Annotated in this window: 20 protein-coding genes, 9 tRNA genes, 3 rRNA genes and 1 pseudogene; 31 read left to right on the top strand and 2 right to left on the bottom strand. The window is 42.9% G+C overall.

Features of this window, described 5'->3' with window-relative positions:
- Positions 1–239: 239 nt before the first annotated feature.
- From ACQQ2I_RS18545 to ACQQ2I_RS18535, 3 genes are all read left to right on the top strand, one after another.
- The gene (locus ACQQ2I_RS18545; protein WP_431028222.1) at positions 240–1,754 is read left to right on the top strand and encodes a DEAD/DEAH box helicase; all 1,515 of its coding nucleotides are present in this window, start codon (positions 240–242) and stop codon (positions 1,752–1,754) included.
- Positions 1,755–1,940: 186 nt separating this feature from the next.
- On the top strand, positions 1,941–2,420 hold the full coding sequence (locus tag ACQQ2I_RS18540; RefSeq protein ID WP_431028221.1) for a PH domain-containing protein: 480 nt from the start codon (positions 1,941–1,943) through the stop codon (positions 2,418–2,420).
- Entirely contained in the window at positions 2,413–3,897 is a 1,485-nt protein-coding gene (locus tag ACQQ2I_RS18535) for a PH domain-containing protein (RefSeq protein WP_431028220.1), read from the top strand. The genes ACQQ2I_RS18540 and ACQQ2I_RS18535 overlap by 8 nt, the downstream gene beginning before the upstream one ends.
- A gap of 14 nt (positions 3,898–3,911) precedes the next feature.
- On the opposite strand, the gene ACQQ2I_RS18530 is transcribed toward ACQQ2I_RS18535, so the two are convergent.
- Positions 3,912–4,520 carry a rhomboid family intramembrane serine protease gene (locus ACQQ2I_RS18530; protein ID WP_431028219.1) on the bottom strand — a complete coding sequence of 203 codons (609 nt, stop codon included), beginning with the start codon at positions 4,518–4,520 and terminating at the stop codon, positions 3,912–3,914.
- A 66-nt stretch (positions 4,521–4,586) separates the two neighbouring features.
- Here ACQQ2I_RS18530 and acpS point away from each other — a divergent pair, with 66 nt between their 5' ends.
- From acpS to tsaD, 26 genes and pseudogenes are all read left to right on the top strand, one after another.
- Positions 4,587–4,940: a holo-ACP synthase gene (acpS, locus tag ACQQ2I_RS18525; protein ID WP_431028218.1), complete on the top strand. Its 354-nt coding sequence runs from the start codon at positions 4,587–4,589 to the stop codon at positions 4,938–4,940.
- 62 nt (positions 4,941–5,002) lie between these two features.
- On the top strand, positions 5,003–6,004 hold the full coding sequence (locus ACQQ2I_RS18520; protein ID WP_431028217.1) for a LolA family protein: 1,002 nt from the start codon (positions 5,003–5,005) through the stop codon (positions 6,002–6,004).
- Positions 6,005–6,083: 79 nt separating this feature from the next.
- Positions 6,084–7,208, top strand: a complete 1,125-nt coding sequence (gene alr, locus ACQQ2I_RS18515) for an alanine racemase (protein WP_431028216.1) — start codon at positions 6,084–6,086, stop codon at positions 7,206–7,208.
- Positions 7,209–7,356: 148 nt separating this feature from the next.
- Positions 7,357–7,641 (top strand): transcriptional regulator, encoded by a 285-nt coding sequence (locus ACQQ2I_RS18510; protein WP_391374202.1) that lies wholly within the window; start codon positions 7,357–7,359, stop codon positions 7,639–7,641.
- Positions 7,642–7,645: 4 nt separating this feature from the next.
- Positions 7,646–7,996 carry a type II toxin-antitoxin system PemK/MazF family toxin gene (locus tag ACQQ2I_RS18505; RefSeq protein ID WP_391374204.1) on the top strand — a complete coding sequence of 117 codons (351 nt, stop codon included), beginning with the start codon at positions 7,646–7,648 and terminating at the stop codon, positions 7,994–7,996.
- A gap of 169 nt (positions 7,997–8,165) precedes the next feature.
- Positions 8,166–10,337, top strand: coding sequence for a Tex family protein (locus ACQQ2I_RS18500; protein ID WP_431030551.1), 2,172 nt, complete (start codon positions 8,166–8,168; stop codon positions 10,335–10,337).
- Positions 10,338–10,467: 130 nt separating this feature from the next.
- A complete protein-coding gene (locus tag ACQQ2I_RS18495) occupies positions 10,468–10,941 on the top strand; it encodes a SprT family protein (RefSeq protein WP_431028215.1) in 474 nt (157 codons plus the stop codon).
- Positions 10,942–11,123: 182 nt separating this feature from the next.
- Positions 11,124–11,198: transfer RNA gene (locus tag ACQQ2I_RS18490), tRNA-Asn, on the top strand.
- Position 11,199: 1 nt separating this feature from the next.
- Positions 11,200–11,274, top strand: a tRNA-Glu gene (locus ACQQ2I_RS18485).
- A 25-nt stretch (positions 11,275–11,299) separates the two neighbouring features.
- Positions 11,300–11,375 (top strand) — tRNA-Asp (locus ACQQ2I_RS18480).
- Positions 11,376–11,380: 5 nt separating this feature from the next.
- Positions 11,381–11,455: transfer RNA gene (locus ACQQ2I_RS18475), tRNA-Gln, on the top strand.
- Positions 11,456–11,460: 5 nt separating this feature from the next.
- Positions 11,461–11,536 (top strand) — tRNA-Lys (locus ACQQ2I_RS18470).
- Positions 11,537–11,595: 59 nt separating this feature from the next.
- Positions 11,596–11,681: transfer RNA gene (locus ACQQ2I_RS18465), tRNA-Leu, on the top strand.
- 17 nt (positions 11,682–11,698) lie between these two features.
- Positions 11,699–11,775 (top strand) — tRNA-Arg (locus tag ACQQ2I_RS18460).
- A gap of 15 nt (positions 11,776–11,790) precedes the next feature.
- Positions 11,791–11,864 (top strand) — tRNA-Gly (locus tag ACQQ2I_RS18455).
- 111 nt (positions 11,865–11,975) lie between these two features.
- A 16S ribosomal RNA gene (locus ACQQ2I_RS18450) occupies positions 11,976–13,530 on the top strand.
- Between the two features lie 303 nt (positions 13,531–13,833).
- Positions 13,834–16,761 (top strand): 23S ribosomal RNA (locus ACQQ2I_RS18445).
- Positions 16,762–16,950: 189 nt separating this feature from the next.
- Positions 16,951–17,066 (top strand): 5S ribosomal RNA (rrf, locus tag ACQQ2I_RS18440).
- The 16S, 23S and 5S rRNA genes sit together here with 9 tRNA genes alongside, the layout of an rRNA operon.
- A 216-nt stretch (positions 17,067–17,282) precedes the next feature.
- Positions 17,283–17,358, top strand: a tRNA-Asp gene (locus ACQQ2I_RS18435).
- Between the two features lie 692 nt (positions 17,359–18,050).
- Positions 18,051–18,545, top strand: a pseudogene (locus tag ACQQ2I_RS18430) (sigma-70 family RNA polymerase sigma factor); the annotation flags it as partial.
- Positions 18,529–19,791 (top strand): DUF4179 domain-containing protein, encoded by a 1,263-nt coding sequence (locus tag ACQQ2I_RS18425; protein WP_431028214.1) that lies wholly within the window; start codon positions 18,529–18,531, stop codon positions 19,789–19,791. The pseudogene ACQQ2I_RS18430 and the gene ACQQ2I_RS18425, both read left to right, overlap by 17 nt.
- Positions 19,792–19,860: 69 nt before the next feature.
- Positions 19,861–20,196: a hypothetical protein gene (locus ACQQ2I_RS18420; protein ID WP_431028213.1), complete on the top strand. Its 336-nt coding sequence runs from the start codon at positions 19,861–19,863 to the stop codon at positions 20,194–20,196.
- 127 nt (positions 20,197–20,323) lie between these two features.
- Positions 20,324–20,776: a tRNA (adenosine(37)-N6)-threonylcarbamoyltransferase complex ATPase subunit type 1 TsaE gene (gene tsaE / locus ACQQ2I_RS18415; protein WP_431028212.1), complete on the top strand. Its 453-nt coding sequence runs from the start codon at positions 20,324–20,326 to the stop codon at positions 20,774–20,776.
- Positions 20,773–21,477, top strand: coding sequence for a tRNA (adenosine(37)-N6)-threonylcarbamoyltransferase complex dimerization subunit type 1 TsaB (tsaB, locus tag ACQQ2I_RS18410; protein ID WP_431028211.1), 705 nt, complete (start codon positions 20,773–20,775; stop codon positions 21,475–21,477). The genes tsaE and tsaB overlap by 4 nt, the downstream gene beginning before the upstream one ends.
- Entirely contained in the window at positions 21,474–21,920 is a 447-nt protein-coding gene (gene rimI / locus ACQQ2I_RS18405; RefSeq protein ID WP_431028210.1) for a ribosomal protein S18-alanine N-acetyltransferase, read from the top strand. Before tsaB ends, rimI begins: the two co-directional genes overlap by 4 nt.
- Positions 21,913–22,926: a tRNA (adenosine(37)-N6)-threonylcarbamoyltransferase complex transferase subunit TsaD gene (gene tsaD / locus ACQQ2I_RS18400; RefSeq protein ID WP_431028209.1), complete on the top strand. Its 1,014-nt coding sequence runs from the start codon at positions 21,913–21,915 to the stop codon at positions 22,924–22,926. Before rimI ends, tsaD begins: the two co-directional genes overlap by 8 nt.
- A 494-nt stretch (positions 22,927–23,420) precedes the next feature.
- Here tsaD and ACQQ2I_RS18395 read toward each other — a convergent pair whose 3' ends face one another.
- Positions 23,421–25,364: an ABC-F family ATP-binding cassette domain-containing protein gene (locus tag ACQQ2I_RS18395; protein WP_431028207.1), complete on the bottom strand. Its 1,944-nt coding sequence runs from the start codon at positions 25,362–25,364 to the stop codon at positions 23,421–23,423.
- A gap of 129 nt (positions 25,365–25,493) precedes the next feature.
- On the opposite strand from ACQQ2I_RS18395, the gene ACQQ2I_RS18390 reads away from it, so the two are divergent.
- Positions 25,494–26,129: a redox-sensing transcriptional repressor Rex gene (locus ACQQ2I_RS18390; protein WP_391375094.1), complete on the top strand. Its 636-nt coding sequence runs from the start codon at positions 25,494–25,496 to the stop codon at positions 26,127–26,129.
- Between the two features lie 82 nt (positions 26,130–26,211).
- Positions 26,212–26,436 (top strand): twin-arginine translocase TatA/TatE family subunit, encoded by a 225-nt coding sequence (locus ACQQ2I_RS18385; protein WP_391375096.1) that lies wholly within the window; start codon positions 26,212–26,214, stop codon positions 26,434–26,436.
- Positions 26,437–26,449: the final 13 nt, after the last annotated feature.

The following is a 26,449-nucleotide window of genomic DNA, read 5'->3' as shown; positions in this document are numbered from 1 at the left end:
TTGAATTTAACGGTTTTATTCTATTTTATTTTCATACTCACGGAACAATAGAACGATATAGAATTGAACCGCTCGGCAAAGACCGGGCTTTCCTTTTCATATAAGAGAGCTCTGCAATTAGCAGAGAGAATTTTTTAAGTAACGGAAACGTTCCACATAGAGGCTCGATTTTGCCGACATACTTCATCTGAAAATGTAACCATTTGTCAACTTATAAGGAAAAAAGGAGATTGAAGAGTTTGACAAATTTTTCAGAATTAAACATTAGCGAATCTACACTACGTTCAGTAAAACGTATGGGGTTTGAAGAAGCGACACCAATCCAAGAAGGTACTATTACATTTGCCATGGAAGGCCGTGACGTATTAGGTCAAGCGCAAACAGGTACTGGTAAAACTGCCGCATTTGGTATTCCTCTAATTGAGAAAATTGACCCTAAAAATCCAAACATCCAAGCATTAGTAATCGCGCCAACTCGTGAATTAGCGATTCAAGTATCGGAAGAACTATATAAAATCGGTTATGATAAGCGCGTTAAATTATTATCAGTATATGGTGGACAAGAAATCGGACGCCAAATTCGTGCGCTAAAAAATAAACCACAAATTATCGTTGGTACACCAGGTCGTATTATTGACCATATTAACCGTCGTACATTAAAACTTGACGATGTACAAACATTAGTATTAGACGAAGCAGATGAAATGTTAAACATGGGCTTCATCGATGATATCAACTCGATTTTAGAAAACGTACCATCAACTCGCCAAACATTACTATTCTCTGCAACAATGCCTCCTGCAATCCGTAAAATTGCTGAGACATTCATGCGTGATCCAGAAGTAGTAAAAATTAAAGCGAAAGAATTAACAATGGAAAACATTGAGCAGTTCTTTGTAAAAGCACAAGAACGTGAAAAATTTGATGTCCTATCTCGTTTATTAGACGTTCAAAAACCGGAGTTAGCTATTATCTTTGGTCGTACAAAACGCCGCGTAGATGAGTTATCTCAAGCGTTAACTTTACGTGGTTACCTTGCAGAAGGTATTCATGGTGATTTAAGCCAAGCGAAACGTTTATCGGTTTTACGTCAATTTAAGGAAAACAAAATTGACATTTTAATCGCAACAGACGTAGCAGCACGTGGTCTTGATATTTCAGGTGTAACGCACGTGTATAACTTCGATATTCCACAAGATCCAGAATCGTACGTTCACCGTATCGGTCGTACAGGTCGTGCTGGAAACACTGGTTTAGCAGTGACATTCGTAACACCACGTGAAATGGGTTACTTACGTATTGTGGAAGAAACAACGAAAAAACGCATGACACCACTTCGTCCACCAAGCACAGAAGAAGCACTTGCTGGGCAACAAGAAGTAGCAATGCAAACATTAGTAGAATTAGTTCAAAATAATGATTTAGGCAAATATCGTGATTTAGCAGCTCAAATTTTAGAAAATAACGATGCTATTGATGTAGTAGCAGCTGCCATTAAAACAATGACAAAAGAGCCTGATGCAACGCCTGTAACAATTACAGAAGAGCGTCCATTACCAATGCGTCGCGAGCGTTCTCAAGGTGGCGGAGGCCGTGGTCGTAATGATCGTGGTGGACGCGGAGGCGGAGGAGACCGCCGTCGTAATGACCGCGACCGTAATCGTGGTGGTGAGCGCGGAGGCGATCGTCGTCGCAGCAATGACCGCGACCGTAATCGTGGAGATCGCCGCCCACGTCGTCGTGAAGAAAAATAATATTGATATGAACCGTTCCTTTCGAGGGACGGTTTTTTTCTGGCTACTTATATTAATCACTAGCTAGCCATTCTGCATTAGGGCATATAAGTTAAGTATATATTTGGGTTAATGCCCTTATTTTTAGAAATGAAACAAATCCAGCGTTCAATCGTATAAAATACAAAGAAGAAAGAGGTGGGAAAGATGAGGGAGCAACCGAAATATAAAATCCCCCAAAGAGGGGTAACGGTCTGGCGTATTTACGGACTATTCCAAACGCTATTGCTCGCAATACTTGCGGGTGTTGCAACATTTTTAACGTATACATTTGAATGGCCCCTTTATATTTACCCGATTGCTTGGGGGATTGTTATACTTGCTATTATTTTGTTCATTTGGATTTTCCCTAACATTCGCTATAATATTTGGCGCTACGAGGTACGTGAACAGGAAATCGAAATTCAAAGTGGTTTATTCGTCGTGACGCGGACGTTAATCCCGATGGTACGTGTACAACATGTGGACACAGAACAAGGACCGATTTTAAAACGGTATCGTTTATCGAATATTTCCATTTCATCTGCAGCAACGACGCATACCATTCCGTTTTTGGAAACGCATGAAGCAGATGCACTGCGCGCGCGCATTTCAGAATTAGCAAGGGTGGCGGAAGAAGATGTTTAAATTAAAACTACATCCTGTTTCTGCCCTGATTAACTGTGTCAAAGCGTTAAAGGATATGGCAATACCGATTGTTATTATTTTTGTAGCCAATGGTTTTAATTTTACGTTGAATTTCCGGGATGAAAGATTTTTTAGCCAAATGATTCCGCTCTTTATTTTAGTAGTAGCGCTTATTTTTACGTTTGTATCAGGGATATTAAAATGGTGGACATTCCGCTATTGGTTTGAAGATAGTGAGCTGCGTGTGGAATACGGATTATTTGTCAAAAAGAAGCGCTATATTCCGTTTGATCGTATTCAAAGCTTAAATTATAAAGAAGGTATTTTTCACCGGATATTTGGACTTGTGCAAGTATTAGTTGAAACAGCAGGCAGTAAAGATGGGAAGCCAGAAGCACAGCTCACAGCCATTACACGTGCAGCAGCTGATCAGATCGAACAGGAAATGAATAAGGCAAAAATGCGCGGACGTGTAGAAACGGAAGTAACGGATGGGATGATCCAACCACAAGGGCGTGTCATTCATAAAATGTCGCCCAAAGATTTAATTGTATTAGCGACAACCTCTAGTGGGATTGGTGTCGTAATATTTGGGGTATTCGCTGTGATTTCGCAATTTGCGGAATATATCCCGTTTGAATGGATTTATGATGAATTTTCACATCTTGTGAAGTACAGCATTGCACTCATCATCGGGCTTATTTTTATCGGGGTATTAGGTGCATGGATTATATCTGTTGCGCTTACGCTTTTAAATTATTTTGATTTTACGGTAACAGAAGAAAACGACCGGCTTGTCATTACGCGCGGTTTGCTTGAAAAGAAGCGGATTACGATTCCGCTGAATCGTGTACAGGCGATTAAAATTGTTGAAAATCCACTTCGTCAGCCATTCGGTCTTGCAACGGTGCAAGTAGAAAGTGCCGGTGGGGGCTTTGCAGAAGGGAAAGATAAAAAAATCGTGTTGTTCCCACTTATTTCGAAAAAACAGGCGATGGAACCACTTGCTGCCTTGTTCCCGCAATTTCAGTTCCAACTAGAGGAACAGCAGATGATTCGCCCGCCACGACGTGCACGCCCATTTTTCTATCGCATCGATTTCCTATGGTTAATACCTTTAATGATTGTACCGTCTTATGTATTTTATCCTTATGGGTTATTATCGTTGTTACTCGTCATTCCGGTTATACTATTAGGGATATGGCAGCATAAAACCGCTCGTTTTCAGGTGCATGGCTCACAGCTAACAATCATCTATCGTCAAATTAGTCGAGTCACCTTCTGCGTAGAGAAGAGCCGCATTCAAGTGACGGAGCAAAGGCAAAGCTATTTCCAAAAACGCAAGCAAGTAGCGACAGGGCAAGTAGTCGTTATGTCAGGGATGACGGGTGCGAAGGCAAATGCCTATCATATGGAACAGCGAGATATTGAGGCTTTAATGCACTGGTATGAATACAAAAAAACTTCCGAAGAGTAATCTCGGAAGTTTTTTTATGCGTGATTGCGCCATACGACAGTCGGTTTTCGTTTAAAGAAAAATAAACCGAGTACGAAGCCAGTTGCTAAGCCGCCAATATGACTCGCAGCATTCACGTTAGATTGTAAGAATGTTAAAATGACACTAATGACGATAAGGGGTAACATAATTTGTCTAAGCTGAGGCATTGCATGACGATAGCGGTATAAAATAGCACCAAATGCGCCGAAAATACCGAAAAGCGCGCCACTAGCCCCCACTGTTTTATAGATAGCGTCTTGTGTTAATACTGTCGCTAAGCCCCCGCCGATACCAGATAAAAAGTAAATTGCTAGGAAGCGTGTTTTCCCTGCCATTTTCTCTAATTCTGGACCAAATAAAAATAAAGAGAACATATTAAATAAAACATGCATAAAGCCGCCGTGTAAAAACATTGCTGTAATAATGCGCCACCACTCACCTTGTATGATTGCACCATTGATACTCATGCCAAAGTAAAAAACTTCATCGCCTAACTTTGGGATTAATGTCAAAATGTAAATCGCTAAATTAATCGTTAGCAGTGTAGAGACGACAGGGTAACTATGAATGTACTGTTTGAAATTTTCGTTACGTATAAACATGATTCCACCTCGATTTAATAGTATTATACATGGGTTGGTAAGTAGATTGAAAGGATGAGGTACTAAATGATTGTAGGAATTGGACTTGATTTAGTAGAACTAGAGAGAATAGAAAAGGCCCTTATGCGGTCATACAAGTTTGCAGAACGTATTTTAACTGAAAAAGAACGTGCCATTTTCGACACACTTTCGAAGTCACGGCGAATTGAATTTTTAGCGGGGCGTTTTGCAGCAAAAGAAGCCTATTCTAAAGCAAAAGGGACAGGCATTGGAAAAGGCTGTGAATTGCATCAAATTGAAATTTTAAAAGATGAGGTAGGCAAGCCTGTTCTTTATTTTGACGGCGTACTTGTTAATGGTTTTATTAGCATTACACATACAAAACAAGTAGCGGCTGCCCAAGTTGTCTTGATGAAATAGTACATAAAATGCTAAAACACGCCATACAATTACGGTAAGGAACATGGAGAAAGGGTGGAGCGTTGCGATTTCGTCTTATTAGTGTACTAGTTATAATGAGTTTCTTGTTAGTGGCATGTGGAGGTTCATCACAGGAGAAGGTTGTTGGGAAATTAGGTGAAGAATGGGGCGACGGAAAAGGGTACGAGCTTACGGCGACAATGGAAATGAAAACAGGAGGGGAGCCGCGCACATATGATGTCAATGTGTGGCATACAAAGCCTGATTTTTATCGTGTGACGGTAACGGAACAGAATGACAATGTCACGCAAATGATTGTGCGGAATGAAGAAGGCGTCTTTGTTGTGACACCAGCACTACGGAAAACGTATAAATTCCAAAGCGAGTGGCCGAAGCAAAATAGCCAAGCCTACCTCATTGGTGCGCTTGCACAAGACATTGCTGAGGACAAGGAAGCGGTCATGACAGAGAAAGACGGCGAGTACATCTTTGAAACAGCGACACGCAATGCAGAGAAAACAGGTCTACCGCTACAAAAAATTATTGTTGATAAGAAAACGATGCTACCAAAATCCGTTGTCATTATGGATGACAGCAAAGAGGAAAAAATCATGATTGATTTCAAAGAAATTGATTTATCCGTTGCGCATAAAAAAGAAGAGTATGCAGTTGAAAAATTCTCAGAAAATGAGGAAAATGAGGTAGCGGCTGCCGATATAGAAGATAAAGAGCTCCAAACGCATTATCCATCTGTTCAGTGGGAAAATACGAAGCTTGCGGATGAGACAGTCATTCAAGAAGATGGAGTAGAGCGTGTTGTTTTGACGTTTGAAGGTGAGAAGGCCTATACATTAATGCAACAGCCAGCAGCATCAGGGAACTCGGTCTTGCCTGTATTTGCACCAGGTGATTTAGCGGATTTAGGATTTACAATTGGGGCGATTACAGATACATCTATTAGTTGGGAAAAGGACGGCGTATCATTCTTCCTTGCCTCAACGAAACTGACAAGAGAAGAGATGATGGAAGTAGCAGCTTCCATGACAGTAGGAAATGTAAAATAGCAAGTACTTTGTTGGGCGGAAATAGACGTACAACAATATAAAATCTAGTTGATAAATGACAAAAGAGGGTATAAGACAAATGGAACAGACACACTATTACCGTCCGACAAAGGCGATTATTGATTTACAAGCAATTCGTGACAATGTACAAAATTTGCGTCGTCACTTGCAAGATCATGTACAAATTATTGCTGTCGTCAAAGCGAATGCTTACGGACACGGAGATGTAGAAGTCGCACGTGCGGCATTACAAGCAGGGGCAACCATTTTAGCAGTTGCAACACCCGACGAAGCAGTACACATACGCAACCATTTTCCGGAAACGGATATTTTAGTGCTAGGTGCAACACCCGTATCGTTTGCACCGTACGCAAGTGAACAGCGTATTATGCTAACGGTATTTTCACCGGAATGGGTCAAGCAATTAAAAGTAGCACCAGAACTTTCCAAGCCTCTGCTACTACATATGAAAGTGGATTCAGGAATGGGCCGAATTGGTGTCACATCGAAAGCGCAGTTACTTGAGTTATATGAGGAAATCCAAGCAACACCGCATGTTGTAGTGGATGGTGTTTTTACGCATTTTGCAACAGCTGATGAGGAAGAGACACAATACTTCGATCACCAAGTGAGTCTGTTTAAGGAGCTCATTGCGGCATTGCCAGTTAAACCGAGACTTGTACATGCAGCGAATACGGCGACGGCTTTAATTAAAGACACAACGCTACAGTTTGATGCGGTTCGTTACGGTATTTCGTTATACGGTTTGGCGCCATCTGGTTATGTTGCGCATATCTTACCGTTTCCGATTCATCAAGCGCTTTCATTAGAAACAGAGCTTGTCCATGTGAAGCAATTAAAAGCAGGGCAATTGGTTGGCTATGGTGCAACGTACACGGCAACAGAAGATTGCTTTATTGGTACGCTACCAATCGGTTATGCAGATGGGATGATTCGCAAATTAGGCGGACAAACCGTTCTTGTCAGAGGAGAGCGTTGTCCAATTGTCGGGAGAATTTGCATGGATCAATGTATGATTTTATTACCACGTGCATATAATGTTGGAGAACGAGTAACATTGTTAGGTGCACAAGAAAACGATTTTATTTCAATTGATGAGTGGGCGACAAAATGCGACACAATTAACTACGAAGTGCCATGTATCATCACTTCACGCGTTCCAAGGATGTATAATAACAAATAAAAAGCACGAAATTCTACTAGAAACCGCGCGGCTAATTACAAGGATTGTCAGATTTTTTGTATTCTTGTCTTTTCATTGCCAATGTTCGATGTTAAAATGAACTTGTAATGTAGAAGTGTACGTATGGTTTTGGGTGGAGGTGCTTTCTGTGTACGCGAAAAAATTGGAAACGCAAGATTTAATGGTAAAACAAACGAATGATTTTTTTACAGAATTCAAACATATGTTTGAATTGATTTATTTTAGCGAAAATGAGGTCACGTACATGTCGACTGAAAATTTTTCGAAGCATACACAACCAAATCATATACGGGAAGCTTTAATGAAGGGCTATGTGGAAATGTCACACATCAATCTGGCAATTTGTAGGGAATGTCTACATGCAGAGTATGAGGCAGAGCATATGGTAGAGCGTCTCGTTAGCGGGGGATGACAATTTGATTGTAAAACGTGGGGACGTTTTTTTTGCAGATCTTTCACCTGTTGTAGGTTCTGAACAAGGTGGTACAAGACCTGTCTTAATTATTCAAAACGATATCGGAAATCGATTTAGCCCGACGGTTATCATCGCTGCAATTACTGCGCAAATTCAAAAAGCAAAATTACCTACGCATGTGGAAATTGATGCGAAAAAGTATGGTTTCGAGCGCGACTCGGTAATTTTGCTTGAACAATTGCGTACAATCGATAAATCGCGGTTAACAGACCGGATTACGCAGTTAGATGAAGCGCTCATGGAGAAAGTAGATATTGCATTAGCGATTAGCTTAGGGCTAGTAAAATTTTAATACATAAAAGTAAAGAGCATCGAAACAGCGCAATGTTTCGTCGCTCTTTTTTGTTTTAATATAGAGAGGTATATAAATGACATGATAGAACCTACGACGAGTGAATAGTAGGTTCTTTTTTAGTGGTGATGGTAAAATGAAGTCATGAAAAATGAAAGGTAGTGGAATGATGGAACAAAAGAAAATGTTGCAGCTCATTGCAACAGATGCGAATGTAAAACCGCATCAGGCGGAAGCTGTTATTAAGCTACTGGAAGACGGCAATACTGTACCGTTTATCGCGCGCTATCGTAAAGAAGCGACGGGTTCTCTTGATGAGGTGCAAATTAAAGCGATTGAAGACCGCTACCATTACATACAACAGCTTGAACAACGGAAGGAAGAAGTATTACGGTTAATTGATGAGCAAGGGAAGCTAACAGAAGAACTATCGGTTGCTATTCAAACGGCAACAGTTTTGCAACGTGTGGAAGATTTATATCGTCCGTACAAACAAAAGCGTCGTACAAAAGCGACGATTGCCAAAGAGCGTGGACTGGAACCACTGGCCGATGCGTTAATGAAGTTCCCTAAAGGCACGATAGAACAGATTGCTGCTAAGTATATGGATGCTGAGAAAGGCGTCGAATCAGCGGAAGCTGCTTTAGCAGGTGCGCGAGATATTTTAGCAGAACGCTTTGCCGATGATGCATCCATTCGTGAACAGTTACGCAAGCTCTCTCGTCGTGAAGGAAAAGTTGTAACCGTTGGAAAGAATGCAGAAAAAGACGAAAAGCAAGTATTCGAAATGTACTATGAATACGAAGAGCCAGTCAGTCGTATCGTACCACATCGTATTTTAGCGATTAACCGTGGTGAAAAAGAGGACATTTTACGTGTATCCGTTGCGGTACCAGTAGAGCGTGCGATACAAGCGATGGAGCATAAGTGGATTCCCCAAAAATTCATGGGTGATGCAGTGGCACAAGTAAAGGAAGCGATTGCCGATAGCTATAAGCGATTAATTGAGCCGTCGATTGAACGTGAAATTCGTGCCGAATTAACAGAAAAGGCGGAAGCACAAGCCATTCATATTTTCTCGGAAAATTTACGGAATCTTTTATTACAACCGCCCATTCGTGGCAACATGGTACTCGGCGTTGACCCGGCTTACCGCACAGGTTGTAAATTAGCTGTTATCGATGAAACAGGGAAAATGCTGGAGGTAACAGCAATATATCCACACCCACCAAAACCTGATGTTGCAAAGTCGAAAGAAACGGTCAAAGCGTTATTGAAAAAGTATCCGATTACAATGATTGCGATTGGCAATGGCACTGCTTCTAGAGAAACAGAGCAGTTTATAGCGGATACATTAAAAGAGGTAGAAGGTGATATTGCATACGTGATCGTCAATGAAGCAGGTGCTTCTGTGTACTCCGCTTCAGATGTTGCCCGGGCAGAGTTTCCGGATTTACAAGTAGAGCAACGGAGTGCGGTGTCGATTGCGCGCCGTTTACAAGATCCGCTTTCTGAGCTAGTGAAAATCGATCCGAAAGCGGTCGGTGTAGGCCAGTATCAGCATGACGTTTCACAAAAGCAATTAGCAGAATCGTTAGCATTTATTGTTGAAACGGCTGTCAACCAAGTGGGTGTGGATGTGAATACAGCATCTGCTTCCCTATTACAATACATTTCAGGGTTATCAAAAACAGTAGCCGAAAATATCGTCAATGCACGTGCAGAAGGTGGGAAGTTTACGTCTCGTGCACAATTGAAGAAAATTCCGCGCCTTGGTGCCAAAACATATGAGCAGGCGATTGGTTTTTTACGTATACCAGAAGCAAAAAATCCACTTGATGCAACAGGGATTCACCCTGAAAGCTATCAATTAGCAGAGCAAATTTTACAAATTGCCGGTGTGACGAAAAAGGATGTCGGCTCTAAAAAGGCAGAAGAGGCCATTGCTACGTTATCGCTTGCCCGTTTAAGTGAGCAACTAGGGGTTGGTGAAGTAACTATTCAAGACATCGTTGACACGTTAATGAAACCGTCCCGTGATCCACGAGATGCCTTCCCGCAACCATTACTAAAAACAGATGTACTACAAATGGAGGATTTACAAGTCGGTATGGAACTACAAGGGACAGTACGGAATGTAGTGGACTTTGGAGCATTCGTTGATATTGGTGTGAAACAAGATGGACTTGTTCACATTTCGAAAATGAGAAAACAGCGCGTGAAACATCCGCTTGATATTGTTTCGTTAGGTGATATCGTGACCGTATGGGTAGAAGGCGTTGAAGTGAAAAAAGGCCGAATTTCCCTAACAATGCTACCACCAGCTGCGCAAAATGATTAAAATAGAAAGTGTACGGGGATTCCTTGTACACTTTTTTGTATGGAGAAGAAGTATATTTACAGATGTATTAAACGAACATACAGCTTTGAAATGATTGAGGAAGTATTTTTGTGATTTGGAGGTGAATGATATGACAGATGAACAAGTACAACAATTAGTGGAACAATTATCGCTTGCTTATTTTAAAGTCCCATTTTTACATCGAGCGTATTTTAATAGTCGTTTAAAAACGACAGGTGGCCGTTATTTACTACAGTCACATAATATTGAACTTAATAAGAAACTCTATGATCATTTTGGTGAGGAAGAACTGCGTGGGATTATTTTGCATGAACTATGTCACTATCACTTGCATATAAGAGGGATGGGCTATAAGCATCGCGATAAGGATTTTCGTGAGTTATTAAAAAAAGTGGGCGCCCCTCGTTTTTGTTCTACTATAGAAGAAAATCAAAAAAAGAAGCGCAGACAGACAATTCATACGTATATTTGTGTAGGGTGTCAGCAATTATATAGAAGAAAGCGCAAAATGGATGTAAGCAAGTATTGTTGTAGTAAATGCAGAAGTGCAATTACCTACGTGGAAAGTGAAATAATCGGGTAGAACGGGTGTCTAAGAAGGAGCAAATAGACTTGTTTTGTAGTGAAGAAACCTTATATAACAAGGGTTTGTGAGCTTTCTTAAAAAAACTTCAAAAAAAGTTTATAAAAAGTGTTGACGTTTAGGATAGACCTGTCTATAATAATAAAAGTCGACAGCGTGATGCGAACGACAACGAACAACATTCCGAAGTAGCTCAGTGGTAGAGCAACCGGCTGTTAACCGGTTGGTCGTAGGTTCGAGTCCTACCTTCGGAGCCATGGCCCGTTGGTCAAGTGGTTAAGACACCGCCCTTTCACGGCGGTAACACGGGTTCGAATCCCGTACGGGTCACCACTTATAAAAGAAGATAAAATATTTAGGTCCCGTGGTGTAGCGGTTAACATGCCTGCCTGTCACGCAGGAGATCGCCGGTTCGATCCCGGTCGGGACCGCCATTTGTTGGGGTATAGCCAAGCGGTAAGGCAACGGATTTTGATTCCGTCATGCCTAGGTTCGAATCCTAGTACCCCAGCCATTTCCGAGCCATTAGCTCAGTCGGTAGAGCATCTGACTTTTAATCAGAGGGTCGAAGGTTCGAGTCCTTCATGGCTCACCATTTTTAATCTTGACATACTTACTTGCGTTGTATATAATAGTAAAGTCGCAAGATTGAATGCGGTCGTGGCGGAATGGCAGACGCGCTAGGTTGAGGGCCTAGTGGGGGCAACCCCGTGGAGGTTCAAGTCCTCTCGGCCGCACCAAGTGAATTAATAAATATGCGCCCGTAGCTCAATTGGATAGAGCGTCTGACTACGGATCAGAAGGTTATGGGTTCGACTCCTGTCGGGCGCGCCATATAAATAAAAATATGCGGGTGTAGTTTAATGGTAAAACCTCAGCCTTCCAAGCTGATGTCGTGAGTTCGATTCTCATCACCCGCTCCATGAACTTTGAAAACTGAACAAGCAAAACGTTAACAATAAATGTTTCTGAATAAGAAACAAAATTTTGGACATCAAACATGATGCCAGCAAATTTGAGCTTACTCAAATTCTTTTATGGAGAGTTTGATCCTGGCTCAGGACGAACGCTGGCGGCGTGCCTAATACATGCAAGTCGAGCGGACTTTCATTTGATGCTTGCATCAGTTGAAAGTTAGCGGCGGACGGGTGAGTAACACGTGGGCAACCTGCCCTGTAGTTTGGGATAACTCCGGGAAACCGGGGCTAATACCGAATAATACTTTTTAACTCATGTTAGAAAGTTGAAAGATGGTTCTGCTATCGCTACAGGATGGGCCCGCGGCGCATTAGCTAGTTGGTGAGGTAACGGCTCACCAAGGCGACGATGCGTAGCCGACCTGAGAGGGTGATCGGCCACACTGGGACTGAGACACGGCCCAGACTCCTACGGGAGGCAGCAGTAGGGAATCTTCCACAATGGGCGAAAGCCTGATGGAGCAACGCCGCGTGAGTGAAGAAGGATTTCGGTTCGTAAAACTCTGTTGTAAGGGAAGAACAAGTACAGTAGTAACTGGCTGTACCTTGACGGTACCTTATTAGAAAGCCACGGCTAACTACGTGCCAGCAGCCGCGGTAATACGTAGGTGGCAAGCGTTGTCCGGAATTATTGGGCGTAAAGCGCGCGCAGGCGGTCCTTTAAGTCTGATGTGAAAGCCCACGGCTCAACCGTGGAGGGTCATTGGAAACTGGGGGACTTGAGTGCAGAAGAGGAAAGTGGAATTCCAAGTGTAGCGGTGAAATGCGTAGAGATTTGGAGGAACACCAGTGGCGAAGGCGACTTTCTGGTCTGTAACTGACGCTGAGGCGCGAAAGCGTGGGGAGCAAACAGGATTAGATACCCTGGTAGTCCACGCCGTAAACGATGAGTGCTAAGTGTTAGGGGGTTTCCGCCCCTTAGTGCTGCAGCTAACGCATTAAGCACTCCGCCTGGGGAGTACGGTCGCAAGACTGAAACTCAAAGGAATTGACGGGGGCCCGCACAAGCGGTGGAGCATGTGGTTTAATTCGAAGCAACGCGAAGAACCTTACCAGGTCTTGACATCCCGGTGACCACTATGGAGACATAGTTTTCCCTTCGGGGACAACGGTGACAGGTGGTGCATGGTTGTCGTCAGCTCGTGTCGTGAGATGTTGGGTTAAGTCCCGCAACGAGCGCAACCCTTGATCTTAGTTGCCATCATTCAGTTGGGCACTCTAAGGTGACTGCCGGTGACAAACCGGAGGAAGGTGGGGATGACGTCAAATCATCATGCCCCTTATGACCTGGGCTACACACGTGCTACAATGGACGGTACAAACGGTTGCCAACCCGCGAGGGGGAGCTAATCCGATAAAACCGTTCTCAGTTCGGATTGTAGGCTGCAACTCGCCTACATGAAGCCGGAATCGCTAGTAATCGCGGATCAGCATGCCGCGGTGAATACGTTCCCGGGCCTTGTACACACCGCCCGTCACACCACGAGAGTTTGTAACACCCGAAGTCGGTGAGGTAACCTTTTGGAGCCAGCCGCCGAAGGTGGGATAGATGATTGGGGTGAAGTCGTAACAAGGTAGCCGTATCGGAAGGTGCGGCTGGATCACCTCCTTTCTAAGGATATTTTCGGAATACTGACATGGTCAGTAGTTAACGTTTTGCGTTCAGTTTTGAAAGTTTATAACTTTCTAAATACCTTGCTCCTAACGCTTGCGCTATCGTCGCAAAGCTGCATGTAGCAAATACACTGATGTCTGTCACGATGTGATAGAAGTCAGTAGCTTTGTTCTTTGAAAACTGGATAAAACGACATTGAAAGCAAACACAAATTTCTATTTTAAATAGATAAGAGTCAAAACAAGTCAAGTAACATTGACGTGTCAACTTAAAATCTTGAACGTTGTTCAAGTATAACTTGGTTAAGTTATTAAGGGCGCACGGTGGATGCCTTGGCACTAGGAGTCGATGAAGGACGGCACTAACACCGATATGCCTCGAGGAGCTGTAAGTAAGCTTTGATCCGGGGATTTCCGAATGGGGGAACCCACTACGTTTAATGGCGTAGTACCTTTACGTGAATTCATAGCGTACTGGAGACAGACCCAGGGAACTGAAACATCTAAGTACCTGGAGGAAGAGAAAGAAAATTCGATTCCCTGAGTAGCGGCGAGCGAAACGGGAAGAGCCCAAACCAAGAGGCTTGCCTCTTGGGGTTGTAGGACACTCTATAAGGAGTTACAAAGGCATGTATTAGGCGAAGCGACTTGGAAAGGTCCGCCAGAGCAGGTAATAGCCCTGTAGTCGAAAGTACATGCCCTCCAGAGTGGATCCTGAGTACGGCGGAACACGTGAAATTCCGTCGGAATCCGGGAGGACCATCTCCCAAGGCTAAATACTACCTAGTGACCGATAGTGAACCAGTACCGTGAGGGAAAGGTGAAAAGCACCCCGGGAGGGGAGTGAAAGAGAACCTGAAACCGTGTGCCTACAAGTAGTTAGAGCCCGTTAATGGGTGATAGCGTGCCTTTTGTAGAATGAACCGGCGAGTTACGATTACGTGCGAGGTTAAGTTGTGAAGACGGAGCCGCAGCGAAAGCGAGTCTGAATAGGGCGATGTAGTACGTGGTCGTAGACCCGAAACCAGGTGATCTACCCATGTCCAGGGTGAAGGTGAGGTAACACTCACTGGAGGCCCGAACCCACGCACGTTGAAAAGTGCGGGGATGAGGTGTGGGTAGCGGAGAAATTCCAATCGAACTTGGAGATAGCTGGTTCTCTCCGAAATAGCTTTAGGGCTAGCCTCGTGATGAGAATACCGGAGGTAGAGCACTGTTTGGACTAGGGGGGCATCTCGCTTTACCGAATTCAGACAAACTCCGAATGCCGGATATTTATGCACGGGAGTCAGACTGCGAGTGATAAGATCCGTAGTCAAAAGGGAAACAGCCCAGACCACCAGCTAAGGTCCCAAAGTAATCGTTAAGTGGAAAAGGATGTGGCGTTGCTTAGACAACCAGGATGTTGGCTTAGAAGCAGCCATCATTTAAAGAGTGCGTAATAGCTCACTGGTCGAGTGACGCTGCGCCGAAAATGTATCGGGGCTAAACGATTCACCGAAGCTGTGGATTCACACCGTTGGTGTGAGTGGTAGGAGAGCGTTCTAACTGCGCTGAAGTCAGACCGGAAGGACTGGTGGAGCGGTTAGAAGTGAGAATGCCGGTATGAGTAGCGAAAGACAGGTGAGAATCCTGTCCACCGTATGACTAAGGTTTCCTGAGGAAGGCTCGTCCGCTCAGGGTTAGTCGGGACCTAAGCCGAGGCCGACAGGCGTAGGCGATGGACAACAGGTTGATATTCCTGTACTACCTCCCCACCGTTTGAGAAATGGGGGGACGCAGAAGGGTAGGGTAAGCAGAGCGTTGGTTGTCTCTGTTCAAGCAGTAAGGTGTGTACGTAGGCAAATCCGCGTACTAATACATTGAGCTGTGATGACGAGTCCGTATGGACGAAGTTCCTGATCTCACGCTGCCAAGAAAAGCCTCTATCGAGGTGGGAGGTACCCGTACCGCAAACCGACACAGGTAGTCGAGGAGAGAATCCTAAGGTGTGCGAGAGAACTCTCGTTAAGGAACTCGGCAAAATGACCCCGTAACTTCGGGAGAAGGGGTGCTCTGGTAGGGTGAAAGCCCGAGAGAGCCGCAGTGAATAGGCCCAGGCGACTGTTTAGCAAAAACACAGGTCTCTGCAAAACCGTAAGGTGACGTATAGGGGCTGACGCCTGCCCGGTGCTGGAAGGTTAAGAGGAGTGGTTAGCGCAAGCGAAGCTATGAATTGAAGCCCCAGTAAACGGCGGCCGTAACTATAACGGTCCTAAGGTAGCGAAATTCCTTGTCGGGTAAGTTCCGACCCGCACGAAAGGCGTAACGATCTGGGCACTGTCTCAACGAGAGACTCGGTGAAATTATAGTACCTGTGAAGATGCAGGTTACCCGCGACAGGACGGAAAGACCCCGTGGAGCTTTACTGTAGCTTGATATTGAAATTTGGTGCAACTTGTACAGGATAGGTAGGAGCCAGAGAAACCGGAGCGCTAGCTTCGGTGGAGGCGTCGGTGGGATACTACCCTGGTTGTACTGAATTTCTAACCCATGCCCCTTAGCGGGGTAGGAGACAGTGTCAGGCGGACAGTTTGACTGGGGCGGTCGCCTCCTAAAAGGTAACGGAGGCGCCCAAAGGTTCCCTCAGAATGGTTGGAAATCATTCGTAGAGTGTAAAGGCACAAGGGAGCTTGACTGCGAGACCTACAAGTCGAGCAGGGTCGAAAGACGGGCTTAGTGATCCGGTGGTTCCGCATGGAAGGGCCATCGCTCAACGGATAAAAGCTACCCCGGGGATAACAGGCTTATCTCCCCCAAGAGTCCACATCGACGGGGAGGTTTGGCACCTCGATGTCGGCTCATCGCATCCTGGGGCTGTAGTCGGTCCCAAGGGTTGGGCTGTTCGCCCATTAAAGCGGTACGCGAGCTGGGTTCAGAACGTCGTGAGACAGTTCGGTCCCTATCCGTCGTGGGCGTAGGAAATTTGAGAGGAGCTGTCCTTAGTACGAGAGGACCGGGATGGACATACCGCTGGTGTACCAGTTGTCGTGCCAACGGCATCGCTGGGTAGCTATGTATGGACGGGATAAGTGCTGAAAGCATCTAAGCATGAAGCCCCCCTCAAGATGAGATTTCCCATTACGCAAGTAAGTAAGACCCCTGAAAGACGATCAGGTAGATAGGTTCGAGGTGGAAGTGTGGCGACATATGGAGCTGACGAATACTAATCGGTCGAGGACTTAACCACATTTTGTGAATTGCACAATGCACCGTTTATCCAGTTTTGAAAGAACAACTTCTTTCTTAAAAGAGAGCTTCAAGACACAAGTAGTACAAGGAAGCAAATGAGTGAATGAAGGAGCGTACCTATGTACGTGACTGATTGAACGAATGTAGCTGACGCAGTAATACGCCGTGTATTGGAGGTCGACCATAGTCTAGTGATGATGGCAAAGAGGTCACACCCGTTCCCATACCGAACACGGAAGTTAAGCTCTTTAGCGCCGATGGTAGTTGGGGGCTTCCCCCTGTGAGAGTAGGACATCGCTAGGCACAAGAAAGACTCGATGATTTCGGGTCTTTTTTCTTTTTATAGTATATAGGAATTATATAGCGAAGGAGTATTTCTAGTCAGATGTTAACATATAAGAAACAAATCTATAGAGTGTCTTTATAAAAAAGAAGAAATTTTTATCATTTTTTCAAAAAAGATATTGTTAACAAGAAACTCTTCTGCTATAATAAAAAAGTCGAAAAGATATAAAAAATGGTCCCGTGGTGTAGCGGTTAACATGCCTGCCTGTCACGCAGGAGATCGCCGGTTCGATCCCGGTCGGGACCGCCATTTTTGTTTTTATAAGAATTATTCTTATAAAGGCTTTTTTTTTGCCGAAATTTAGCGTGTACCCCTGTTATGGTAGGTACACGCTTTTTTAAATTTTTAGAAAATCACGACCCTCTATTGATGAATGCTCCAGTAAGACTCCTCTTTTTATTTTTTAATCTGTTACATTTAAATCTACTTTTTCCTCTTAAAATGGTTGTAATACTAAAGCTTGAGCTAATATTGCTTCCTTTTATCCCGCATTAACGGGTAGTAATTTATCTGTACCGAAAGCGAAGAGACAGGTATAAGACTCCCACCTCAAGGCTTAAGAGAATCGAGAAGTGTAGGTGGGAGATCAACGACCCATAAAAGCCCGATTGGTGAAGGGCAACAGGACACGTTGGTCACCCAGGCTTTGCCACACGACGTGGCGTTCTTAGCTTGCGTCCATCTCTCAATCAGTGGGAGATGAGGGCCGACTAAAATCCGTCACGTCCGTGTGACGACGTCGGCATTAGCACGTCCTGTGTGTCAAAAACCCCCACTGATTGAAGTTTCACTTTATCAATGAATAACATTTCCCGAAAATAGGTTTTTAAGCATGTAAAAAATTTGAAACGTTTTTACCTAACAGAGCATCTAACATATAGAACGAGAGAAGGCGGTGAAATCCTTGCTTCCATTTTCATTATTAGCAAAAGCAAAAAAAGGGGAACAATGAGGCATTTATAAAGTTATTAGAGGAGGAAAAAATTAAGCTTTATAAAATGGCCTACATTTATATGAAAAATGAAAGTGATGCACTAGATGTAGTACAAGAAACTGTAACCAAGGCTTATGCGAGTATTCAATCCGTTAAGGAAGAGCAGTATTTTTCCACTTGGCTAATGAAGATTTTGATTAATACCGCTCTAGAGCAGCTCAGAAAGAATGGAAAAGTGATCATACTAGGGGAAGAGCAAACGGAACAGGGAATGACAGCAAGCTATGAGGAAAAGCTTGATTTATTGCAAGCTATTACACATCTTGAGGAAAAATATAAGTCGGTTATTCTGTTGAAATATTATCGTGACTTAACGGTGAAAGAGATTGCACAAGTCCTTAACTGTCCTGAAGGAACGGTGAAAACGAATTTGCATCGAGGTTTACAGAAACTACAAAAATATTTTAGCAAAGGGGGCGAAATGTATGGAGAACAATATTAAGAAAGTCATTGAAGATATTGAAGTCCCATTACAGAAATTAGATGAAGCAATCCAAAATGGGATGCAAGCCCCTAAAAAGCGAAGAAATCCTCTAATCTTAACAGCTCTGTTTACTACAGCAACGGTAGGAGTGATTTTAGGGAGTGGCTTTGTATCTCCCAAGGTAGCAAATGTATTAGCCGATGTTCCACTCATCGGTTTTATGTATGAGATTGAAAAGCATGATGAGGGGCTATCGATTGCCCTGTCAGATGACAATAAAGTTGTACTAAATGAAACGGTAACAAGTAATGGTGTATCGATTACCCTTGAAGAAATTGTGTATGACGGGCATCGCTTAAATGTTATTTTTTCTATGCCAACGTATGAGGAAGTTTATCCATTAACGGTGTTAGTGGATGGTGAAATGATTAATACAGGTGAAGGGCTCAGAACATTGGCGGAAGGAGAGGTTTATCGGGGATTATGGGATATCCATTTTGAAGGAGAGCTACCGGATACGTTTGAGTTAACAATCAAAATGCATCAAATTGGGGATACGAAGGGAGAATGGATTTTTACAGCACCAGTTAAAAAAGTAGAAAATGATAGTGTCGTGTTACAGGCTGGACAAACAGGTGTAATCGATGGCATTCCTTATACTGTAGAGAATGTTGTCGTTTCTACAACAAGTACTAAAATTGATGTCATGTTTGAGAAATGGCTGGATGAGTTAGCTTTGAGAGAAGGGGCATTAGCTGTGACGATTACGGACCAAACAGGTACCCCGCTACAAAAATTAGATCAACGTGGGTCTGGTACAGATGACGGCATGGTGTATACGTATTTAGTAGAACCATTAGAAAAGGACGTAACCGAAATTCAACTGAGGCATTATTTTATCCCTTTTACATTTAGAGAAGGAGAGGAAATCATAGAGGAGTTAGCAGATACACTTCCTCAAATCATTCCACAAGGGGAAATGGGCGATATTGTCATAACAAACGTAGAACAGCGAGAGACAGAAGCCATTTTGACGTTCCATTCGACAAGTAATTTTTCATTTGATGATTCCTTTATTCCAAATAGGTTAGACATTGTCAATGAAGCCCATGAATCCATAATTACAGAGTATCCAAAGGCAATTGGACCGAATGAGTATGAAATGACCTTTCAACTAGTACCGGGGAAGATATTCGTCCAGGCAATGCCAATCTCGAAAATAGAAATAGAACCATCCGCCATTGTCACAATTCCGGTAAAGTAATTATGCTAAATTAGTACTCGCAACAGAAAAAATACATATCTTGAAAGTACATGTATTTTGGAGGTGCGGGTGATCTTATACAAGCCATTCATACGAATCTTGTTATGGCCTATCATTATGATGAGCTTTGTTTCGTGTTCTTCCATTAAAATAAGTAGTGTGGAAGATTCAAATGCATTTGTTTGGCAAAAATATATGAATGAAGAAGAGTATAAGCAACTAGAGCTAGGTATGTCTTATATGGAAGCCGTAGAAATTGCACGTGGACGTGGGGAGCAACTAGATGACAATACGTACGTGTGGCCAGATGAACTGTTAATGACCCAAGCTTATGAAGTTTATTTTGAAGAAGATCAGTTAGTGTCTAAACTGATTGTTGAAAAAAGAGGGCATTCAACGAGATAAGGATTATAGAAAAGGCGTCTAGTTAAGGGAGGTCTTTTCATTTTCAGCTATCCTTTTAGGTACAACCCTTTGAACATTTATCTGCCTTACAGTAAACTAGAAGTAATGGATTTTGGAGGAGAACGGCATGGAATTTGAAAAGCATATCTATACAATTGAAGAGACGCAAGCGTTGGCACATCGACTAGCGGAGTTACTGGAATCGCAACATACCATTACCCTTGAAGGGGACTTAGGGGCAGGTAAAACAACATTTACACAGGCATTAGCTAAAGGGTTAGGCATTACACGTACAGTGAATAGTCCAACGTTCACGATTATGAAGCAGTATAATGGGCGTTTACCCCTCAATCATTTAGACGTGTATCGTTTGGCAGATAGTGATGAGGATTTAGGGTGGGATGAAATTTTTTATGGTGATGCAGTAACGGTTGTGGAGTGGGCACACTTAATAGCAAGTGAGCTACCAGAAGAACGGTTAGCCATTACCATTACACGTATCAATGATACAGAACGTACATTTACATTTAAACCGATGGGCGAAAAGTACGTCCAGCTTTGTGAGGAGTTATTCAAATGATTTGGTTAGGAATTGATACTGCAAATGCACCGCTTTCTGTCGCCATCGTGGAGGATGGAAAAGTACTAGCAGAAGTTGTCCAAAATATAAAAAGAACGCATTCTGTCGGGGCTATGCCGGCTGTTGAAGAATTATTTGCGAAGGCAAATATAAAGCCAGCACAAATTGATGCCATTGCCGTTTCAGAAGGGCCTGGTTCATATACAGGTGTCCGCATTGGTGTCACGATTGCCAAAACACTTGCATGGACGTTAAAGAAGCCACTTGTTGGTGTATCGAGTCTACAGGCACTCGCAGCGAATGCCAAGCTATTTAATGGTGTGATTTGTCCACTATTTGATGCGCGTCGTCAAAATGTTTATGCGGCTGTTTATCGTGGGGGTACACTTGAAGCGGTGATTTCAGATTATCACGATCATATTGATGGTCTCATCGAAAAGCTACAAGCATTACAGGAGCCTGTATTATTTATTGGTACAGACGTAGCTGTGTTTTGGGATCAATTAAAGGCAGCGCTTGGAGATGCAGCAATTCGTGCATCATACACACTGGATTTACCACGTGCAGCGGAGCTTGTTACGCTTGCACAAACACGTGAAGTACCTGCTGTTGAAGCAGTCCACCATTTTGTCCCGGAGTATCGTCGTATTGCCGAAGCGGAGGCAAACTGGATAGCGGAACAAAAGAAGGTGGAACGATGATTACGTATCGTAAAATGACACCGGTAGACGTTGAAGCGGTATACGCGATTGAACTCGCAACCTTTCCAGCACCATGGACGCTTGATTCATTTCATTATGAAATGCGTGAAAATCAGTTCGCTCATTATCTCATTGCAGAAGATGCATCTGGTATTATTGGCTTTTGTGGCATGTGGTTAGTGATTGATGCGGCACAAATTACAAATGTTGCTGTTGTAGAGCGGATGCGTGGTCGGAAAATTGGAGAAGCCCTCATGCGTGAGGCCATGCGTGTAGCACGCGAGGCTGATATGGACACGATGAGTTTAGAAGTACGCGTCACAAATGAAGTCGCACAAAACCTTTACCGAAAACTTGGATTTCAAGATGGAGGCATTCGGAAAGGCTATTATACAGATAACGGGGAAGATGCCCTAGTAATGTGGGTGAATTTAAATGAGTAAATATATATTAGCAATTGAGACAAGCTGTGATGAAACGGCTGCAAGCATTATTAAAGATGGAACAGAAATTGTGTCAAATGTGGTTTCATCACAAATTGAAAGCCATAAACGTTTTGGCGGGGTTGTACCTGAAATTGCATCTCGTCATCATGTAGAACAAATGACGATTGTGATCGAGGAATGTTTGGCACAGGCAGGGATGGAACCAGCTGATTTAACAGCGGTTGCTGTGACGGAGGGACCGGGTCTTGTTGGTGCGCTACTGATTGGCATTAATGCAGCAAAAGCATTTGCCTTTGCACATAGTTTACCACTGATTCCAGTCCATCATATTGCAGGTCATATTTATGCGAATAATTTAGTGCAGCCGATGGAGTTTCCATTGCTGGCACTAGTCGTATCAGGTGGACATACCGAGCTTGTGTATATGAAGGAACACGGTAGCTTTGAGTTAATTGGTGAGACACGTGATGATGCAGCAGGGGAAGCGTATGATAAAGTTGCACGTGTGTTAAATTTACCGTATCCGGGTGGTCCACATATTGACCGTTTGGCGCATGAAGCAGCGGAGGCAGTGCCATTTCCGCGTGTATGGTTAGAGGAAGGCTCGTATGATTTTAGTTTTAGTGGCTTAAAATCAGCGGTTATTAACTATAAGCATAATATGGATCAGCGCGGTGAAGAGATTATTCCGGCGCATGTTGCAAAAGGTTTCCAAGATAGCGTAGTCGAAGTATTAACGGCTAAAACGCTTCGTGCTGCCCGTGAATATAGTGTCAAGCAAGTGATCGCAGCAGGTGGTGTATCAGCGAATAAAGGATTACGTACTTCGCTTGAAGAGGCATTCGCTAAAGAAGGTATTCCATTTTATGTACCACCATTAAAGCTTTGTACGGACAATGCAGCGATGATTGGCGCAGCTGCGCATTATATGTATGAAGCAGGTGTACGTGGCGGTATGAAAATGAATGGTAAGCCAGGGATGGAATTAGAAAGCTGGATATAATTAGTATTAGATGTTACGAGTCTTTCGTAGCATCTTTTTATTTTAAAAAACGTCTAAATATGTTGTTTTTTGCATAGATTAAACTCAGTTATACAACAATTTCTATAATATTAAATTTTTCTGAAAATTATCCACAGGCTTAGTGGGATTTTGCGAAATGTCAACACGAACATTCGTACTTATGCACAAATTGTGGATAACTTGTGCATAACTTGTGATTTACTGTTGTATTATGTTGATTTTTTATTCAAAATATGTGGAAAAACAAAATATGGAATGTGGATAATGTGGAAAACTTTGTTGATATGTTGATATAAGTGCATTCTTATTGTGAATAAAATTGTGGAAATTTTTTTTGCAATGTGAATAAATGTTGTCGATAATTGGAGAGGTGCATAGGCTATTTGATATACGGAAATAATAAATAGTCATGCAGAAATAATGATAGTAGTAAAATCTCCCCTGTCGTTTATGAAACGAAGGGGAGATTCCATTTAAATATTATCTAATTCTTCATTGAGCTCAAGCCATTCCATTTCAAGTGTTTCATGCGCTTCCTTTGCTGTATCTAGCTTCGTTTGAATATCGAGTGCTTTTTCATGGTTGGAGAAGATAGCGGGATCGCATAATGCTTCTTCCAAGCTGGTGATATCAATATCGAGTGCACTCATCTTTGCTTCGATGTCTTCAATCGTGCGGCGAATTTGACGCTCGCGTTTTTTCGCCTCTTTGTCAATCGTAGAAGTTGATGTTTTCACAGGTGTCGCAATGACATTTGTTTTCGTCGCTTCTGCAGCGGCTTTCATGGCAGCTAGCTCTTCTAATTCTTGCTTTTTCTCTACGTAATAATCATAGTCACCTAAGTATTCAAATGCGCCATCACCTGATAATTCGACTACTTTCGTTGCGATGCGGTTAATAAAGTAACGGTCATGCGATACGAATAGTAACGTACCCGGATAATCAATGAGCGCGTTTTCCAATACTTCTTTGCTATCTAAGTCTAAATGGTTCGTCGGCTCATCTAGTACAAGAAAATTACATTTCTGCATCATGAGTTTTGCTAATGCAAGACGTGCCTTCTCCCCACCTGATAATGAATTGACAGGTTTCGCACCATCATCTCCGCTAAATAAGAAATTGCCAAGCACTGTACGAATATCTTTTTCATTCATAAGTGGCCATTCATCCCATAACTCAGCAAGTACGGTTTTCTTGCTGTGTAGCTTTGCCTGCTCTTGGTCGTAGTAGCCAATCTGGACATTTGTACCATAGCGAATGTCGCCCGTAATCGTTTCTAAATCTTTGACAATCGTTTTGAGTAATGTAGATTTTCCGACACCATTTGGACCAACGAGTGCGATGCGATCTTCGCGGAAAATCCGCATAGTAATGCCAGAAGATACGGGTTTTCCCGGATAGCCGACAGAGAGGTGGTCGACAGATAGTACATCATTTCCGCTTTGGCGTTCAATATTAAAGCCGAAACTTGCACTTTTTTCATCGCTATCTGGAGAGTCCATCCATTCTGTTCGCTCTAACATTTTCCGACGGGACTGTGCCATTTTTGTTGTCGAAGCGCGGGCAATATTTTTTTGGATAAATGCCTCTAGCTTTGCTTTTTCATCTTGTTGGCGCTCATACATTTTCATGTCACGCTCGTAATTTTTTGCCTTGTCCTCTAAGTAAGCACTATAGTTACCGACATATTTTGTGACACGTGTGCGTGATACTTCATACACAATCGATACAACTTGATCTAAAAAGTAGCGGTCATGGGAAACAATTAAAATAGCGCCGTCATAGCCTTTTAAGTAATTTTCAAGCCATGATAATGTTTCGATATCTAAATGGTTTGTCGGCTCATCGAGAATAAGTAAAGTTGGTTTCGATAATAAGAGCTTAGCTAGTGCAAGGCGTGTACGCTGCCCACCAGATAATGAGCGAATGGGCTTCTCATAGTCCGCCGGGAAAAACTGCATACCGTGTAGGACTGCACGTGTATCGGCCTCATATTGATAACCACCTGCCTCTTTAAAATCATGCTGCAACTGGTCATATTCTGCCATCACACGCGCATACACTTCGCTATCTTCATACACAGTAGAGTCTGCCATTTTTTGCTCTAAACCGCGTAGCGTGCTCTCCATTTTGCGCAGTTCCCCAAAGATTGTCATCATTTCATCCCAAATAGAAAGTTCCGAATCAATCCCTGCATGTTGCTCTAAATACCCTACCTTCACATCTTTTGGAATAATAATTTCGCCGCTGTCATATGACATTTGGCCAGCAATTATTTTTAAGAGCGTTGATTTGCCGGCTCCATTTCGACCGACGAGTGCGACGCGGTCACGGTGCTGTACTTCAAGCTTTACCCCGCTTAGCACCTCATCTGTTGCAAATGATTTATATAATTGATTTACTTGTAACACAATCATTTTTTACACCTCAGTTCATGTTTTAAGTTTAAATGATGGGGTAGTTGCATGCAATGATAGGTGCTTTACTAATAGGTAGTTGTTTAGTAAGATTATAACGATTTCCATTTGATTGTAGGAGGAACATGTGTGAACAAAGAAAATAAAATTCCACAGGCAACTACGAAAAGACTTCCTCTTTATTATCGTTTTATTCAAAACTTTGCGCAGGAAGGGAAGAAGCGTATTTCATCTCGAGAGCTGAGTGATGCAATGAAGATTGATTCGGCAACCATTCGCCGAGATTTTTCATATTTCGGTGCACTTGGGAAGAAGGGGTACGGTTATGATGTACAGCATTTATTGTCGTTTTTCCGAGAAACATTGGATCAAGACGAGGCAACAAATGTAGCATTAATCGGAGTTGGTAATTTAGGTAATGCATTTTTGAAATATAATTTCCAGAAAAATCATAATACGAGAATTGTTGTAGCATTTGACTCGAAAGCACCATATGAGGGGACGGAAATTAGTGACATTCCAGTTTTTCATCCAGATCGACTAGAAGAAATGTATGAAGAATATGAGGCGGAGTTAGCGATACTCACTGTATCATCACGCTCTGCACAAACGATGGCAGATCGGTTAGCGAAAATGAATGCAAAAGGCATTTTAAATTTTACGCCGGTTCGACTAACTGTACCAGAGTCGATGAAACTAATGAATATCGATTTATCGGTAGAGTTGCAAGCGCTTATTTATTTAATTCGTAATAGTGACAATTGACGTAAATTTTTCACATTTAATCTATTAGCAAAAAGCGACTTATTACGGTAAAATGATACATATACTAGAGGAGGTGGCTATAGTGGTTGTACATTTAAGTGCGATTACACCTGTAAGCCTAATTATCATCGGTGTTGTAGCTTTATTAATCTTCGGACCAAAAAAACTACCAGAGTTAGGACGAGCGATGGGTTCGACATTACGCGAATTCCGCCATGCAACAAAGGGGTTAACTGAAGACGATGATGATGTAAAAAAGACGGTTATTGAGCATAAAGATAACGATAAAGATAACGTAACTAAGTAATTTAAGGATGTCT

The organism is Lysinibacillus sp. LZ02 (assembly GCF_050613145.1).
GTDB lineage: Bacteria > Bacillota > Bacilli > Bacillales_A > Planococcaceae > Lysinibacillus_B.
This window is presented reverse-complemented; position numbering and strand designations above follow the sequence as displayed.

Coding starts and splice junctions, on each gene's coding strand:
- ACQQ2I_RS18395 (WP_431028207.1), bottom strand. CDS start 25,364: ATGATTGTGTTACAAGTAAATCAATTATATAAATCATTTGCAACAGAT.
- rimI (WP_431028210.1), top strand. CDS start 21,474: ATGATTACGTATCGTAAAATGACACCGGTAGACGTTGAAGCGGTATAC.
- acpS (WP_431028218.1), top strand. CDS start 4,587: ATGATTGTAGGAATTGGACTTGATTTAGTAGAACTAGAGAGAATAGAA.
- ACQQ2I_RS18425 (WP_431028214.1), top strand. CDS start 18,529: ATGGAGAACAATATTAAGAAAGTCATTGAAGATATTGAAGTCCCATTA.
- tsaD (WP_431028209.1), top strand. CDS start 21,913: ATGAGTAAATATATATTAGCAATTGAGACAAGCTGTGATGAAACGGCT.
- ACQQ2I_RS18540 (WP_431028221.1), top strand. CDS start 1,941: ATGAGGGAGCAACCGAAATATAAAATCCCCCAAAGAGGGGTAACGGTC.
- alr (WP_431028216.1), top strand. CDS start 6,084: ATGGAACAGACACACTATTACCGTCCGACAAAGGCGATTATTGATTTA.
- ACQQ2I_RS18530 (WP_431028219.1), bottom strand. CDS start 4,520: ATGTTTATACGTAACGAAAATTTCAAACAGTACATTCATAGTTACCCT.
- ACQQ2I_RS18500 (WP_431030551.1), top strand. CDS start 8,166: ATGGAACAAAAGAAAATGTTGCAGCTCATTGCAACAGATGCGAATGTA.
- ACQQ2I_RS18535 (WP_431028220.1), top strand. CDS start 2,413: ATGTTTAAATTAAAACTACATCCTGTTTCTGCCCTGATTAACTGTGTC.
- ACQQ2I_RS18495 (WP_431028215.1), top strand. CDS start 10,468: ATGACAGATGAACAAGTACAACAATTAGTGGAACAATTATCGCTTGCT.
- tsaE (WP_431028212.1), top strand. CDS start 20,324: ATGGAATTTGAAAAGCATATCTATACAATTGAAGAGACGCAAGCGTTG.
- tsaB (WP_431028211.1), top strand. CDS start 20,773: ATGATTTGGTTAGGAATTGATACTGCAAATGCACCGCTTTCTGTCGCC.